The organism is Streptomyces sp. NPDC055239 (assembly GCF_053606205.1).
The window spans coordinates 115,555-132,979 of sequence record NZ_JBSGRD010000021.1; the positions used below are offsets into that span (position 1 = coordinate 115,555).

Here is a 17,425-nt window from a genome sequence, read left to right on the forward strand (position 1 = left end):
GAGCAGGGCGCGCAGCCGCAGATCGACCTTCGTGGCGGCGCCGTCGCTTGTCGCGGCGCCGTCGTTGAGGGCGAGGAGTGCGCTCTCGAGGCGGTCGAGCTGTTCGAGGACGCCGGTCTCCGGCTCGTGCTCGGTGCGCGGGAGCAGCGTGAGCACGTGCCGGGTGATCGCGGCGGCCGACGGGTGGTCGAAGACGAGTGTCGAGGGCAGCCGGAGTCCGGTGGCGGAGGTGAGCCTGTTGCGCAGTTCCACCGCGGTCAGCGAGTCGAACCCGAGGTCCTGCAGCGGGCGGCCGGGCTCGATGTGCGTGTCGGTCGAGTGGCCGAGCGCCGCGGCGACCTGTCCGCGTACCAGGTCGAGGACCGTCTGTTCGCGGTCCGCCGGGGACTGGCCCGCGATGGTGTCGGCGAACGTCGTGGTCGCGGCCGGGGCCGCCGTGGTGACGCGGCGGGCGGGGGCGCGGACCAGACCGCGCAGTACCGGGGGCAGGGTGCCGTCCGCCGCCTGTCCGCGCAGTGCGGCGGTGTCGAGGAGGAGCGGCACGAGTGGCGTGCGGTCGTCGTCCGTCACCGCGTCGAACAGCGCGAGGGCGTCCTCGGTGGGCAGTTCGCGGATTCCGGAGCGGCTGAGCCGGGCCCGGTCGCCCGCGTCGAGTTCCGCCGTCATGCCGCTCGCGGCCGCCCACATGCCCCACGCGACCGAGACGCCGGGCAGGCCGAGCGAGTGGCGGCGCCGCATGAAGGCGTCGAGTGCCGCGTTCGCCGCGGCGTAACTCGCCTGGCCCGCGCTGCCGATGATGCCGGCCGCCGAGGAGAACACGACGAACGCGGAAAGGTCGGCGTCCCTGGTCAGTTCGTCCAGGTGCTGCAAGCCGTCGATCTTCGGGGCGAAGACGCGGTCGATCCGGGCGGACGTCAGGGATTCGAGGACGCCGTCGTCGACGATGCCCGCCGCGTGCACGATCGCACCGAGCGGCCGGTCGAGGGATGACAGGAGTGCCGCCACGGAGTCGCGGTCGGCGACGTCGCACGCCGCCAGGGACACCTCGGCGCCCAGGGCCACCAGTTCGTCGCGCAGTTCCTCCGCGCCCTCGGTGTCCGCCCCCTTGCGTCCCGTGAGTACGAGGTTCCGTGCGCCCCGGTCGACGACCAGGTGCCGGGCCACCAGCGCGCCGAGGGTGCCGAGTCCGCCGGTCACCAGGACCGGGCGGTCCGGGTCGAGCGGCGCGGGCACGGTCAGCACGGCCTTGCCCGCGTGCCGGGCCCGGTTGAGGTCGCGGAACGCCTCGGGGGCGCGGCGGACGTCCCAGGCGCGCACCGGGAGGGGGCTCAACCGGCCCGTCTCGCAGAGCGCGAGCACCTCGACGAGCACCGCCTGGGCGCGGTCGTGGCTTGGCTGAGTCCGGTCGTACGTCGCGTACTTGACGCCGGGCGGCAGGTCGTCGGGTTCGCCGGCGTCGGCCGCGCCGGGCTCGACGAACCGCCCTCCGTCGGAAAGGAGTCGGAGGGACGCCTCTATGAACTCCTGCGCAGGGACGGGGCCGTTCATGAACTCCCGTGCCAGCGGGTTCAGTACGACGTCGACGCCGTTGCCGCCGGTCTGCGCGGCGAACTTCGCCGCGAAGTCGGTGTCGTGCGAGGACGCCAGGTGCGAGTCGGGCACGCCCGTCTCCCGCAGGGCATCCCAGTCGGCGGGGCTCGCGGTCGCGTAGACCTCCGCGCCCCGGTGCCGCGCGAGTTGCAGGGCCGCCATGCCGTCGGCGCTCGCCGCTTCATGGACGAGCACGGACTCGCCGGGGAGCAGGTCCGCCAGGTCGCGCAGGGCGTGGTGGGCCGTGAGGAACGCCTTCGGTACGGATGCGGCCTTCGCGAAGGACCATCCGGTGGGCACCGGGGCGAGCAGCCCGCGGTCGGTGACCGCGAGCGGCCCGAAGCCCTGGGTGGCCGTGCCGAGCACGCGGTCGCCCACCGTCAGGTCGGTCACCTCGGCGCCGGTCTCGGTCACGATGCCCGCGATGTCGTTGCCGGTCTCGGCACCTTCGGAGCGGTCGCCGAGGGTGCTCAGCACGTCGTGGACGTCGAGGCCCGCCGCGCGGACGGCGACACGTACCTCGCCGGGTGCGAGGGGTGCGAGGGCATCGGGGTGCGGCACCAGGGCGAGGTCGTCGAACGAGCCGCGCGACCGGACGTCGAGGCGCCAGGGGCCATCGGCGGGCGGAGCGAGCGGGCTGTCGGCGCTGGCACGGGTGAGCCGGGGCACGGTGACAAGGCCGGCGCGTACGGCTGTCTGGGGCTCCTCGTAGGCCAGCGCGGCCAGTACGGCGAGCGCGGACTCCGCGGTGTCGAGGTCGATCAGCGCGAACCGGCCGGGGTTCTCGGTCTGTGCCGTCCGCACGAGCCCCCACACGGCGGCCTGCGCCGGGTCGGGCGACTCGGTGTCGAACGCGCCACGGGTCACGAAGACCAGGCGGGTATCGGCCGTCCGCTCATCGGCGAGCCAGTCCTTGGCAAGTCGCAGCGCCCAGGAGACCGTCTCCCGCGCCGCCTTTCCGTCCGTGCCCGAGGGCCGGGGGCAGAGGGCGAGCAGGTCGGTCACGCCGTCGAGGGCGCCGAAGTCGGACACGGTCGGCGCGTCGACGCCGAGGTCGTACTCACCGAGGCCCTCGTCACCGAGCACGGCGAGTCGGACCGGCCTGTCCCCGGTCCCGTCGGCAGGCGTCCACTCCAGCGCGAACAGGGCGTCCGCGGTCGGCGACGCGGTCTTCTTCAGGTCCACCGGCCGCATCACGAGCGACTCGACGGTCGCGACGGGCCTGCCGGTCGGGTCCGCGACTGCCAGGGACATCTGGTCCTGCCCGGTGGGCGACCAGCGCACCCGCAGCGTCGAGGCGCCGACGGCGTGCAGCCGTACGCCCGTGAAGCTGAACGGCAGCCGGGGGCCGCCGCCGATCTCGTCGAGGGCGCGAAGGACCGGCGCGTGCAGGGCGGCGTCGAGCAGCGCGGGGTGCACGCTGAAGCCTTCGCCACCGGTTCCGTCGGGCAGGGACACCTCGACGTACACGTCGGAGCCGAGGCGCCAGGCCGCGCGCAGTGCGCGGAACACAGGGCCGTAGCCGTAGCCGAGTTCGATGAGGCGGTCGTAGACGTCGTCGACGTCCATCGGTGTCGCGTCCTGCGGCGGCCACGCCGCCAGTTCGGTCGCCGGGGCATCGCCTGTCGTGAGCGCGCCGGTCGCGTGCTCGGTCCACGGTGTGTCCCGGTCGGCGTCCTCGGCCCGCGAGTGGATCCGGATGCCGCGCCTGCCGTCGCTCTCCTCGCCGACCGCGACCCGCAGGGCGGTGCCGCCGTGTTCGGGCAGGACGAGCGGGGCGTGCAGGGTCAGTTCCTCGACCGTGTCGAGCCCGCAGTGGCTCGCCGCGTGCAGGGCGAGGTCGAGGAAGCCGGTGCCGGGGAACAGGACCCGGTCGCCGACGCCGTGGTCGGCGAGCCAGGGCTGGGTACGGGTGGACAGCCTGCCGGTGAACACGACGCCGCCGGTGTCGGGCAGCGCGATCGCGGCGCGGAGCAGCGGGTGGTCGCCCGTGGCGAGGCCGAGGGCGGTCGTCGCCCCGTCGCCCGTGGGAGCGACGGCCGCGGTGAGCCAGTACCGGTCGTGCTGGAACGCGTAGGTGGGCAGGTCGACTCGGTTGCCGCGGCCGCCGAGCACCGCGGCCAGGTCGCATCGCGCGCCCCGGACGTGGAGTCGCGCGGCGGCGAGGGTCAGCGCGTCAGGTTCGGGGCGCTCGGAACGGAGCGTCGGCACGAACACGGCGTCGGGGGCGCTGTCCTGGCCCATCGCGGCGAGTGCGCCGCCGGGGCCGATCTCCACCATGGTCGTCACGCCCTGCGCGACGAGCGCCGTGATGCCGTCGGCGAACCGCACGGGCCTGCGCACGTGCCGTACCCAGTGGTCCGGTGACGTCAGTTCCTCGGCGTCGACCGGCGCGCCGGTCAGCGTGGACACGATCGGCAGCGCGGGCGGGTTGGCGGTCACGCCCGCCACGACGCTGCGGAACTCCGCGAGCATCGGCTCCATGAGGGGCGAGTGGAACGCGTGGCTGACCCGCAGTCTGGTCACCTTGCGTCCCTGCGCCTTGAGACGGTCGGCGAGGCCGATCACTTCGAGCTCGCTGCCGGACAGGACGAGGGAGTTGGGGCCGTTGATGGCGGCGATTCCGACGTTCTCGGAGCACTCCGGCGTGATCTCGTCCTCGGTGGCCTGCACCGCGACCATGACGCCGCCGTCGGGCAGCGCCTGCATGAGCGCGCCGCGCGCGGCGACGATCGTGCAGGCGTCGGCCAGCGAGAAGACGCCCGCCACGTGCGCGGCGGCCAGTTCGCCGACCGAGTGGCCCGCGAGGGCGTCGGGCGCAAGACCCCAGGACTCCCACAGCCGGTACAGCGCGACCTCGACGGCGAACAGCGCGGGCTGTGCGTACTCGGTGCGGTCCAGCAGAGCCTGGTCGTCGCCGAAGACCACGTCGCGCAGCGGCACGGCGAGCAGCGGGTCGAGCTGGGCGAACGCCTCGTCGAGCGCGTCGGCGAAGGCGGAGTACGCCTCGTACAGGCCGCGGCCCATGCCGATGCGCTGGGAGCCCTGGCCCGAGAACAGCACGGCGAGCCTGCCGCCGTCGGGGGCGCCCCGCACCACGGCCGGGTGCTCGGCGTCTGCCGCCAGCGCGTCGAGTGCGACGCGCAGTTCGGCCGTGTCGGTGCCGAGTACGACGGCGCGGTGGTCGAGCGCGGCCCGCCCGGTCGCGAGCGTCGCGGCGACGTCCAGCGGCGAGAGCTCGGGCCGCTCGTCCACGGTGGATGCCAGGCGGGTGGCCTGGTCGCGCAGCGCGGACGTGTCACGGGCGGACAGGGCCCACGCCAGCGTCCGTCCTTCGGGCTCATCGATCGGAGCCGCGGGTACGGGTTCGGCCTGTTCGAGGATGACGTGGCCGTTGGTGCCGCTGACGCCGAACGCGGAGACGGCGGCGCGCCTCGGGCGGCCCGCCTCCGGCCACGGCCGGACCTCGGAGAGGAGCTCCACGGCGCCGGTCGTCCAGTCCACGTGCTCGGAGGGGCGGTCGAGGTGCAGGGTGCGGGGCAGTACGCCGTGCCGCATCGCCTGCACCATCTTGATGACGCCCGCGATGCCCGAAGCCGCCTGGGTGTGGCCGATGTTGGACTTCAGGGCGCCGAGGAGCAGCGGCCGCTCGGCGGGGCGGTCCTGGCCGTAGGTGGCGAGGAGTGCCTGCGCCTCGATGGGGTCCCCGAGCCGGGTGCCCGTGCCGTGGCCCTCGACGGCGTCGACGTCCGCGGTGGACAGGCCCGCGTTCGCGAGTGCCGCGAGGATGACCCGCTGCTGTGCGGGCCCGCTCGGAGCGGAGAGGCCGTTCGACGCGCCGTCCTGGTTGGTGGCGGAGCCCCGGACGACGGCGAGCACCTCGTGGCCGTTGGCCCGTGCGTCGGAGAGCCGTTCGAGGAGGATCAGGCCCGCGCCCTCGCCCCAGCCGACGCCGTCGGCGGCGTCGGCGAAGGGCTTGCACCGGCCGTCGGGGGCCAGGCCGCCCTGGAGGCTGAACTCGGCGAAGGCCGTCGGCGTCACCATGATCGCCGTGCCGCCCGCCAGGGCCATCGAGCACTCCCCCGACCGCAGCGCCTGCACCGCGAGGTGCAGGGCGACCAGCGAGGACGAGCACGCCGTGTCCACGGTGACGGCGGGGCCGCGCAGGCCGAGCGAGTAGGCGATCCGGCCCGATACGACACTGAGCGCGTCGCCGGTCAGCCGGTAGCCGTCCATCTCGGGCGTCGCCTGTTCCAGGGTGCCCGCGTAGCTCTGCGGTGAGGCGCCGACGAACACGCCGGTGAGGCTGTCGCGTACCGATGACGGGTCGATGCCCGCCCGTTCGAAGGCCTCCCAGGCCAGTTCGAGCACCTGGCGCTGCTGGGGGTCCATCGCGAGGGCCTCGCGCGGGGCGATGCCGAAGAAGCCCGCGTCGAACCCGCCCGCGTCGTCGACGAAGGCGCCTTCCAGGGTGCGGCTGCGCCCCTGGACCTCCGCGTCGGCCGCGTACAGCCGGTCGGTGTCCCAGCCCCGGTCGTCCGGGAACGAGCCGACGGCGTCGTGCCCGCCAAGGACGAGCGACCAGAGGTCCTCGGGTCCGCGTACGCCGCCGGGGTAGCGGCAGCTCATCGCCACCACCGCGATCGGGTCGTCGGCGGCGCTCGGCGCGGTCCCGGCGAACGCGGCGGACGCGGCGATCTGCCGCTCGCCGAGCACCACGGAGTACAGGTGGTCGGCCAGAGCCTCCGGCGTCGGGTGGTCGAAGACGACGGTCGCGGGCAGCCGTACGCCGGTCGCGGTGTTGAGTCGCTTGCGCAGTTCGATGGCGGTGAGGGAGTCGAAGCCCAGCTCGCGGAAGGCCCGGTCCGCCGTGACGGTGTCGGGGCCTTCGTGGCCGAGCACCGTCGCCGCGTGGCCGCGTACCAGGTCGAGCAGGAGCCGCTGCCGGTCGGCCTCGGCGAGCCCGGTGAGCCGGTCGGCGAGCGCTCCGCCGGAAGCCGGCTGCTCCTCCGCGTCCTGCGCGGCGAGGGCGACGACGTCGGGGATGTCGCTGATCAGCGGGCGTGAGCGGGCGGCGGTGAAGCCGGGGGCGAAGCGGGCCCAGTCGATGTCCGCGACCGTCAGGGTCGTCTCGCCCGTCGCGAGGGCGGTGGCGAGCGCGCCGACCGCGAGTTCGGGCCGCATGGGGCGCATGCCCCGGCGGCGCAGCTGGTCGTCGAGGTCGCCGGTCACCATGCCGCCGCCCGCCCACATGCCCCAGGAGACCGAGGTGGCGGGAAGGCCTTCGGCGCGGCGGCGCTGCGCGAGGCCGTCCAGGAAGGCGTTGGCGGCGCCGTACGCGCCCAGTTCGCCGCTGCCCCACACCGCGGATCCGGAGGAGAACAGCACGAACGCGTCAAGCTCGCGTCCGGCGCACAGCTCGTCGAGGTGGGCCGCGCCGCCGGCCTTCGCCGCCAGGGCGTACGCGAGGTCAGAGGTGTCCGTGTCGGCCAGCGGCAGGGACGGTACGGTGCCCGCCGCGTGGAAGACCGAGCGGATCGGGGTGCCTTCGGCGTCCAACCGTGCGAACAGGTCGGCGAGCGCGGCACGGTCGGCGGCGTCACAGGCGGCGATGGTCGCCTTGACGCCGAGCCCGGTCAGCTCGGCCTCAAGCTCCTGCGCGCCGGGTGCGTTCGCGCCACTGCGGCTCGTCAGCACGATGTGCTCGGCGCCGTTGCCCGCGAGCCAGCGGGCCACGTGGCCGCCGATGGCGCCGGTGCCGCCGGTGATCAGTACGGTGCCCTTGGCACGCCAGCTCTCGGGAGTCGCCGCCGGTACGGGGGCCGGGGACAGCCGTCGTACGGACGAACCGGAGGCCCGGATCGCCAGTTGGTCCTCGTCCGCGAGACCGGCAAGGGCGGAGACGAGCCGCGTCGCGGTCCTGGTGTCGGGGGTCACGGGCAGGTCGACGATGCCGCCCCAGCGGCCGGGGTGTTCCAGGCCGACGGCGAGGCCGAGGCCCCACGTCTGGCTCTGCGCCGGGTGGGTCAGCGGGTCGGACCGGCCGACGGACACCGCACCCGTCGTGGCCAGCCACAGCGGCGCGTCGATCCCGGCGTCACCGAGTGCCTGTACCAGCTCCAGCATGCCGGAAAGGCCTCTCGGGACGTTCGGCGATGCGGGGTCGGGCTGCTCATCGAGGGCCAAGAGGGAGAACACACCGCTGGGTGCGACGTCCACGGCGCGCAGCGACTCCAGCGAGCCGTCGACCTCCAGGACATCGGCGCCGTGGGCGCGCAGGGCCTCGACGGCCGCCGCACGCCACGGGTGCTCCGCCTCGGACGGCGAGCCGACCACGAGCCAGGTGCCGTCCAGGGCCGGGGCGACGCCTGTGCCGAGCGCGTGCCAAGTGACCCGGTAGCGCCAGGCGTCGACGGTGGACCGCTCCTGCCTGCGGCGCCGCCAGTCGGCCAGGCTCGGCAGGACGTCGGTCAGCGGCGCGTCGGCGGGCACGTCAAGGGTGGTGGCGAGGTCGCCGCGCTCCACCGCGGACCAGAACTCCTCGAAGGCGGGGTCAGCGGCTCCCGTCGGGCGGGCCGTCTCCTCCAGCCAGAACCGTCGGCGCTGGAAGGGGTAGGTGGGCAGCTCCACGTGCTGTCCGGCGGGCACCGTCTGCCGCCACTCGAACGGCAGGCCTTCCACGTACGCCTCTGCGGCGGAGAGCAGGAACCGGTCGAGGCCGCCGTCGGTCCGGCGCAGCGTGCCCACGACGACGGCGTCACCATCAGTCGCGTCCAGCGTCTCGCGCACCCCGAAGGTGAGCACGGGGTGCGGGCTGCACTCCACGAACGCGCCGACGCCATGGTCGAGCAGGCCGCGCGTCGCGTCCTCGAACCGCACGGTGTTGCGCAGGTTCTGATACCAGTAGTCCGTGCCGACCTCGGTCCCGGTCAGCCACTCCCCCGTGACCGTGGACAGCATCGGCACACTCGCGGTCAGGGGTTCAACTCCCGCAAGGACACCGGCCAGTTCTTCCTGGATACGTTCCACATGCGGCGAGTGGGAGGCGTAGTCGACGGGGACCCGGCGGGCGCGCACCTCATCGGCCGCGCAGGCCTCCATCAGCTCGTCCAGTGCGTCGGCGTCACCCGCCACCACCACCGAACGCGGACCGTTCACGGCAGCGACCGAAATCCGGCCGTCCCACCGCGCGATCCGCTCCCGCGCCTGCTCGATCGACACCGCAAGCGACACCATGCCGCCCTGACCCGAGAGCGCCAGAATCGCCTTACTCCGCAACGCCACCACCTTGGCGGCATCGTCCAGAGAAAGCGCCCCCGCGACGTGAGCAGCCGCGATCTCACCCTGACTGTGCCCCACCACCGCATCCGGCTCCACACCATACGAACGCCACAGCGCAGCAAGCGACACCATCACCGCGAACAACGCGGGCTGCACCACATCCACCCGCTCCAACTCACCCGCATCAGCCAGGACGTCATGCAACGACCAGTCCACATACGGGGCAAGCGCCTCAGCGCAGGCGTCGAGGGAGGCACGGAACACCGGCGACGACTCCGCCAACTCCGCACCCATCCCCAGCCACTGCGAACCCTGCCCCGGGAACACGAACGCCACCTTGCCCGTAGGGCGCGCCACACCGACCGCCACACGGGCGGACTCCGTACCACCGGCCACCGCCGTCAGCGCGTCGGCACCGCCCGCGACCACCACGGCCCGGTGATCGAACACCGCTCGGGACAGCAGGGCATCCGCCACGTCGATGGGCGCCAACACCGCTGATGCTGTGGCGAGTTGAGCGGCATGGGCGCGCAAGGCGTCCTCCGTGCGCGCGGAGAACACCAGGGGGGCCGGCTCGGACGTCGGCAGCGGGGCGGCCGGGATCTCGTCGGGCGCCTGTTCAAGGACGGCGTGGGCGTTGGTGCCGCTGATGCCGAACGAGGACACGGCAGCCCGGCGCGGGCGTCCGACCTCGGGCCACGGCGTGGTCTCGGTGATCAGCGACACGGCGCCCGACGTCCAGTCCACGTGCGGAGTGGGCTCGGTGATGTGCAGGCTCTGGGGCAGTACGCCGTGCCGCAGCGCGAGGACCATCTTGATCAGGCCCGCGACGCCGGAAGCGGCCTGCGTGTGACCGATGTTGGACTTCACCGAGCCGAGCAGCAGCGGCCGGTCGGCGGGGTGCTCGCGGCCGTAGGTGGCCAGGAGGGCGTCCGCCTCGATCGGGTCGCCGAGGCGGGTGCCGGTGCCGTGCGCCTCGACGGCGTCGACCTCGGCGGCCGGGACGCCCGCGTCGGCGAGCGCCTGCCGGATGACCCGGCGCTGCGCGGGGCCGCTGGGGGCGGTGAGGCCGTTGGACGCGCCGTCCTGGTTGATCGCGGTGCCCTTGATCAGGGCGAGTACGGGGTGTCCGTTGCGGCGCGCGTCGGAGAGCCGCTCGAGGAGCACCATGGTGGCGCCCTCGGCGAGGCCGAACCCGTCGGCGCTCGCCGAGAACGCCTTGCAGCGCCCGTCGGGGGCGAGCGCGCGCTGCCTGCTGAACTCGACGAACATGCCCTGCGAGGGCATGACCGTGACGCCGCCCGCGAGGGCGATGGGGCACTCGCCGCGCCGCAGCGACTGCACGGCGAGGTGCAGGGCGGCCAGCGACGATGAGCACGCCGTGTCGAGGGTGACGGCGGGCCCGTTGAACCCGAACGAGTAGGAGAGCCTGCCGGAGGCGACGCTCGCGGTGTTGCCGGTGAGCAGATAGCCCTCGAGGTCCGCGGGGGCCTCGTGCAGCTTCGGCCCGTAGTCCATCGTCATCGCGCCCACGAACACGCCCGACTGGCTGCCACGCAGCCCTGCCGGGTCGATGCCCGCGCGCTCGATCGCCTCCCAGCCGATCTCCAGGAGCAGTCGCTGCTGCGGGTCCATCGCGAGGGCCTCGCGCGGCGAGATGCCGAAGAACTCCGGGTCGAACTGGTGGACGTCGTGCAGGAAACCGGCCTCGCGCTGGTAGTAGCCGCCGACCCGCTCGGCGTCCTCGTCGTAGCGTCCTTCCAGGTCCCAGCCCCGGTCGGTGGGGAACGCGGTGATGCCGTCGCCGCCCGCGGTAAGGAGCTGCCACAGGTCCTCGGGGCTGCGCACTCCGCCGGGCAGACGGCAGCTCATCGCCACGACGGCGATCGGCTCGTCGTCCCCGACCGTCGCGAAGGCCAACGGCTCGTCGTCATCGGCCGGTGTGCCGAGCAGGATCCGGTCGATGCGCTCGGCGAGGCCACGGCACGTCGGGGTGTCGAACACGGCCGACACGGGCAGGTTCAGGCCGGAGGCCGCGTTCAGGAGGTTGCGCAGTGTCACCGCGCCGGCCGAGTCGAGGCCCAGTTCGAGGAGCGGCGCGTCCGCGTCGGCGGCGGACGCGGTGTCCCCGACGACGGCGGCCAGCTGTGCGCGGACCAGGTCGAGCAGGAACTCGGCGCGGTCGGGAGCGGCCGCGAGCCGGTCGGTGAGGGTCGGGGCGGGGACGTCCCCGGGCGACGTGTGCAGCGGGTAGGTGGGCAGCGGCACCGCGCGTGCGTCCCGGCCCGCGAACACCGCGTTCCAGTCGGGGAGCACGCCGTGCGCGTGCAGTTCGGCGAGCGCGGCGGTCATCTGGTCGGCGCCGCCCCGCTCCCTGCGCAGCGTGCCGACTACGGCGGCCTCCACGCCGGCGTCCTCGGCGGTCTCCTGTACGGCCCTGGTCAGCACGGGGTGAGGGCTCGGTTCGAGCAGCAGTCGGTGTCCGGCCGCCAGGACGGCGCGCGTGGCGCTCTGGAAGTCGGCGGTGTTGCGCAGGTTGCGGCACCAGTGGTCCGCGGTGAGCGTGAGCGGGTCGACCCGCGTGCCGGTGGTGCCGACATAGATCGGCACCTCGGTCGGGCGGGGCGTGATGGGGGCGAGGCCCTCGCGCACCAGGTCGAGCACGGAGTCGGTCTGGCGGCCGTGCGCCGCGAGACGGATGGGGATGCTCCTGGCCCTGACGCCGTCGGCGGCCAGCTCGGCAAGGAGTTCGGTGGCCTCGTCCTCGGTGCCGGAGACCAGGACCGAGCCCGGAGCGTGTACGGCGGCCAGATCGAGGCCCTCGTAGCGGGTCAGCCGTTCGCGCACCTCGTCGGCCGACGCCAACACGGAGAGCATCACGCCCTGTTCGAGCAGGTGCACCTGCGCCTGGCTGAACAGGGCAACGGCCCGCGCGCCGTCCTCGACGGAGAGCGCGCCCGCGACCGTCGCCGCCGGGATCTCGCCGACGCTGGAGCCGATCACGGCACCGGGTGACACACCCCAGGACCGCCACAGCGCGGACAGGGACACCATCATCGCCCAGAGTGCGGGCTGCGCCACGTCCGGCCGGTCGAGGGACGGCGTGTCGGTCTTGCCGCGCAGCACGTCGAGGACGGGCCAGTCCACGTACGGAGTGAGGGCCTGCGCACACGCATGCAGTTGCTCGGCGAACACCGGCGACGTGGCGAGGAGTTCGTCGGCCATGCCAAGCCACTGCGGCCCGTGACCGGGGAACACGAAGGCGATGTCGTCGGCCGCAGCCCGCGTCGGCCCTCCGGACGCGAGCCCCGGCACCGGTATTCGCCCCTCGCTGACGGCGAGCAGTTCCTCGGCGAGGCGCGTGCGGTCCCCGCCGGCCAACACGGCGCGACGGTCGAGGGCGGGTCGAGTGGTGGCGAGGGAGAAGGCGATGTCGATGAGCGGAAGGGCCGGCTCGGCCTCGATCAGCGCGCGCAGATCGGCGGCCCGGGCCCGCAACGCGCCCTGGCTGTGCGCCGACAGCGTGATCGGGACGGCGAGCTCGTCCGGTGCGGTGCGGCCGAGCTCGGGGCGGCCCGAGCGCAGCGCGGCCTCGACCAGGGAGGCAACGCCGTCGGACCACTCGTTGTCGCTGCCGGTGTCGGTGTCGAGCCGGTAGGCGAAGGCGGTCGTCCGCGCGCTGTCCCCGTGGGTGAGCACGGCGAAGGCACCGTCCGCCCCGACGAGGGCCAGGTCGCACTCACCGGAACGCACGGCGGCCAAGGCATCGGCGAGGGGGTCGTGTCCGGTCCGGCAGGGACCGTGGAAGCCGAGCACGCGTGCCAGCTCGACAGCGTTGTCGTCGCCCTCTGTGTCGGCGGCCAGATAGACACCGACACCTGCCCGCTCGTCCGCGCCGATGCCTGCGTCCTCACAGGCCGTCCACGCCGACTCCAGTTCGTCCGTCCGGTCCGCGGGCAGCGGTACACCGGTCAGTTCAGCCAGTACACCGTGAGCGCGCTCCGCCCGCACCACCGGCGCCGCTGACGCGGCCCCGATGACGGCGACAGTGCCGGTGTGCACCCCTTCTGATAAGCGCATGGCAGCCTCGGCCTTCGTCAGTCATCCACTGGAACTGGAACTGGAAACATGCATGGTTGGCCTGAATCGGCTCGATACTTTCTCGGCCACTTGGCCTCGGCAACGAGCGCAAGTCAAAGCCAGCTATCCGGAAATTGTCAACTGCGGTCTATTTTTGGTCTGTCGCAGGCGGAAAACGTTCGTACGGCATGCGTAGGCGCGGGTCAGGCGCCTGCCGCCTCACGCGATTTACCGTACGGACTTCCAAAATTTACTCTGTTATTAACGCGCCGAGGAGAGAGGCAGGACTGCCCCTTGCGGAGTCGCTGAGCAGCGCCTGCCCTATCGTGCAGCGACTTTTGCCTCATCGCGCAGCGGCAGCTCGCACCCGGGAGAGTGGATGGGCGGTACCACCCGCGCGTCGGCAATCCGCCGTACGGCCGTCACGATCCAGCCATACGGGTTCCGTTAAGAATCCGGCCCCCAGCACGTTCACTCTGAAACACTGAATGAATAGGGGGCTGAAAGTGGCTGGTCGACCGCACATGCAAAGCTCGCACGGGAGGTTCGATACAGACTGGCGGCACAGGCCCGGGAAACGCGGGAACGGTCCGAAGGCGGGCTCAGCATTGGGGGGTTCAGTCGCGCCGCCTTGCCAGGGCGAGGACTGTTGGACCACTCAATACTCCGTTGGATGAGTGGGGGGACAACGGTAGCGAGGGAACCGGCGTGGGTAAGGCGGGGGCGCAGGGAAGAGTGACGCACAAACCCCTGGCCGCCTCACCGGGACGCCGGCCGGAATCAACGTTCGCGGCGGTCGGTTCAGGACCCATCAGCCGAGAACCAGAGAAGACATAAGCCGTTCAGGAGAACAGCGACTTGCGTTCAGGCACAGGTAAAGCCGCAGGTACAGGCCATCTGATCTTGACAGGGACAGCCAAGGCGGTACGTCTGCAAGTACGGGACCCGCGTCATGGCTGACAGATGCTCATCCCCTTCATATAAACCCCGCGCAGCCGCCGGGATCGATACGGAGGACCACCGAAGGGCGCTCCGAGAAGACCGGTCGGTCTACGAACGGGTGGCACATGGTCGGATCGAACGCGATACCCAGGGCCTCGCGCTCGGCCCAACAGTATCCGAGCAGGCGCGGCCCGCACCAGACTCTCCTTATGTGACTGACGGAAGCAGAAAGCCACCTCTCCACCGACACCTAGGAAGCGCTTGCTCATGTGACAAACGCGCCCGTGTATATGCCACCGCGAATGCCCGCCACCGCCACCACCTGGCATCGATCTCCGCAGTTCGCGTCCGCGACATCTGACTCCCCAGTATTAAACGCGCGGCACTCCACATCCGGACGCCGGTATCCGCGAATCAAACGTGCCCGTTTCCCCGTTTATGCGCTCCGAATTCTGTCCGTTTCGGGCTCATACACGGCCGCTGTGTTTCACCTCACACGCCTGATACTTCGTTAGACCGATAACGCGACGGCATTGCGCTCGGGCCTCTCGCTTGGCGACTCGGGGCGGTCCGGCACGCCGGGCCACGAGTATCTCAATCCTTCTCGGCCCGAGTTGGCTTGATTCACATGGCACTCTGGCCAGCATCTTACGTCAGGGAGAGAGCGGTAGTGGCGTACGGGTATCTCATGGCTTTCCGATGGGCATGGTGACGCAAAACAATAGGGGGCGACACCGAGGGAGCAAGAAGAGAGGCCCGTGTTTCTCGAAGACGGCACCCAGAGAACTGTGCCCCACCACTGGGAAGGAGTGATGGGACACAGTTCTCTGCACGTCTGTGCGCGCAAGTAATTACGCGCATGTCTCCGCGCGCATGATGGCCCGTCAGTCGCGCCGACCGTACGGCGAGTGCGGGGCGTACGGCGAGTGCGGGGCGTACGGCGAACCGCCCTGGGCGGGCACCTGCTCCGCGTCCGCCGGGTGGACCGGCGCCCCCTGGCCGGAGTCACCTTCGTTCCGGACCGGGACGTCCGGGCCGATGCGGCGCGGCCACCAGGCGGCCCTGCCGAACAGTGCGGTGAGCGCGGGCGTGAAGAACATCGCCATGACGAACGACGAGACCATGATGCCGAAGGCGACCGCGAACCCGATCTGGGAGAGCGAGGTGTCACTGGCGAGCAGCATCGAGGCGAAGGTGCCCGCGAGGATCACACCGGCGGCGGCGATGGTCGGCCCGGCGTGCTGGATGCTCTTGGCGGTGGCCTCCCGAGGGCCGAGCCCCTCCTTCGCCTCTTCCCTGAGCCGCGCCACCATCAGGATGTTGTAGTCCGTGCCGATGGCGACGACGAACAAGTACATGATGACCGGCAGGAAGAAGGTCAGGCCCGACTTGCCCTCGATCTGCTGGAAGAGGATCACGGTCGCGCCGAGTGTGGCGCCGAAGCCGAGCGCCACGGACACCATCAGATAGACCGGTGCGACGACACTGCGCAGCAGCAGTCCGAGGATGAGCATGATGAGCACGGCCGCCGTCGGGAACACCACGGAGAAGTCCCGGTTGATCGCCTTGTTGACGTCGACGAAGACGGAGGTGATGCCGCCGACCTTCGTCTCCGTACCGGCCGGCGCTGCCTCGTGGGCGGTGGTGCGCAGCGGTCCGCGGACGATGTCCATGGCCTCGCGGCCGTTGGGGTCCTTCGTCAGGACGGCGTCGAACTGGGCGGTCCTGCCGTCCTTGCTGAGCTGGCTGCGGGAGACTTCACCGACTCCCTCGACCTGCCCCAGCTTCGACACGAACGCGGTCATGTCCGCGGGGCCGAGCTTCTCGCCGTTCGTGGAATGCATCAGGACCGCGCTGGGGTTGGTGCTGCCCGCCGGCAGGTCCTCGCTCATCGTGTGCAGGGCGACCTGCGACTCCTTGGTGGATGTCGCGGCCTCGTCGGACGCGAACGTCGGCTCGTAGCCGAACGCTCCGACGGCCACGGCGACCATCAGGAGGCCGGAGCCGATGACGACCGGGACGGGACGGCGGCTCACGGCGTTGCCGATCGCGCCGAAGCGTGCGGCACGCGGCTCGTACCGCCACGTCTTGGACGGCCAGAACACCTTGGTGCCCAGCAGGGAGACGATCGCCGGAATCAGCGTGAGACAGGCGAGCAGCGTCACCACGATGGCGATGGCCAGGGCCGGGCCCATCGACACGAGGAAGCTGAGCGTGGAGAGCAGCAGCGCGAGGAAGCAGACGGCGACGGCGCCCGCCGCCGACGCGATGGCCTCGCCGACCCGGCCGACCGCGGAGATCATCGCGGTCTTCGGGTCCTCCCCGAGCCGCAGCCGTTCCCGGTAGCGGAACATCAGGAACAGGATGTAGTCGGTGCCGACGCCGAAGAGCACCACGATCAACAGGGACGACACCGAGCTGTCGGCCTTGAGGTGGAACACCTCAGCGCAGGTCGCGATGAGTCCGACTGCCACCTGCGAGACCAGGGTGATCCCGGCGATGGTGAGGATCGTGATGGCCGGGCTGCGGAAGATGATCGTGAGGAGTACGACGATGAGCCCGATGGTGCCGAGGAAGATCAGCCCGTCGGCTTCCTCGGACTCCTTCTCGTTGTCCAGCTGAGTAGCCGCGTCACCGGTGACTCCGGCCTTCAACCCCGTAGGGCCGATCAGGGACTTGAGGTCGTCCCGCATGTCCTCGACCGCGTGCTGCTGGGTCTTGTCGCCCGTCCGGACGTCGGCCATCGACACCATGACCGTCTGCACCTTCTTGTGCGGCGACGGCGGCGTGGTGACGACCTGTTCGACCTTGTCGTACTTCTCGGCCTCCAGGGACTTGCCGATCTCGGTGACCTTCGCCGAGTCGGCCGCGGTCAGCGGCTTGCCGTCCTCACGGGTGAGGACCACGATCGCGGAGGGACTGAACCCCTTCGGGAAGGCCTTCTCCTGGATCTTCTGCGCCTGGATCGACTCGTAGTGACCGGGAAGGAACTCCGCCTGATCAGACGTCGTGGTGAGGGAAGGAGCGAAGCCGATCACGGCGGCCCCGGCGATGAGCCAGGTGAGGATCACCGGCCAGCGATGGCCGACGACGAATCGTCCTAGTGCCGTGAACACGATTCCCCGCCTCTCTGCGCCGCTTCCCGTTCCCGTTTCCCGGACTCCTCCGCCTTTCTGTCCCACCACCCAAACAAGCCGGGTGGGAGGGCAGACAGAGCGATTCGTGTGGAGTGGAAGCGACCAAGGTCGCGACCTCGGGGCGCACTACCTACTTTCGTAGGTTCCGCGTTGACCAATGGCGCACATACCGGCCCGGGGCACGTGGGCGCCAGTAGGGTGACCGCCGTGAAATGGCCGATGCGTTGGCTGAGCCGCAGCGCCGTTCAGGACACCATCCTCGTCGCCGCTCTCATCGTGCTGAGCGTCTTCTTGGTCGTCTGGGATGGGTCGCGGGTGGAGGGTGTTCCTGGGTGGGGTCCGTGGGTTGGTTTTGTGGTGCAGGTGGTGGTGTTGCTGGGTTTGTTGGTGCGGCG

3 protein-coding genes (1 of these 3 cut by a window edge) are annotated in these 17,425 nt (G+C 71.6%); 1 reads left to right on the forward strand and 2 read right to left on the reverse strand.

All coding sequences use genetic code 11. The features are described 5' to 3' along the window. A protein-coding gene (locus ACWFRJ_RS41720; RefSeq protein ID WP_453543801.1) for a type I polyketide synthase crosses the window boundary here: on the reverse strand, nucleotides 1–12,933 show its 5' portion. The gene continues 117 nt to the left of window position 1, outside the view; only the first 12,933 of its 13,050 coding nucleotides appear in the window; the start codon lies at nucleotides 12,931–12,933; its stop codon lies off the left edge, out of view. A 1,844-nt stretch (nucleotides 12,934–14,777) separates the two neighbouring features. Then, entirely contained in the window at nucleotides 14,778–17,009 is a 2,232-nt protein-coding gene (locus tag ACWFRJ_RS41725; RefSeq protein WP_453543803.1) for an MMPL family transporter, read from the reverse strand. Nucleotides 17,010–17,237: 228 nt separating this feature from the next. Between ACWFRJ_RS41725 and ACWFRJ_RS41730 the strand changes: the two genes are divergently transcribed. After that, nucleotides 17,238–17,425: hypothetical protein (locus tag ACWFRJ_RS41730; protein ID WP_453543805.1), on the forward strand; the 188-nt coding region annotated here is incomplete at its 3' end.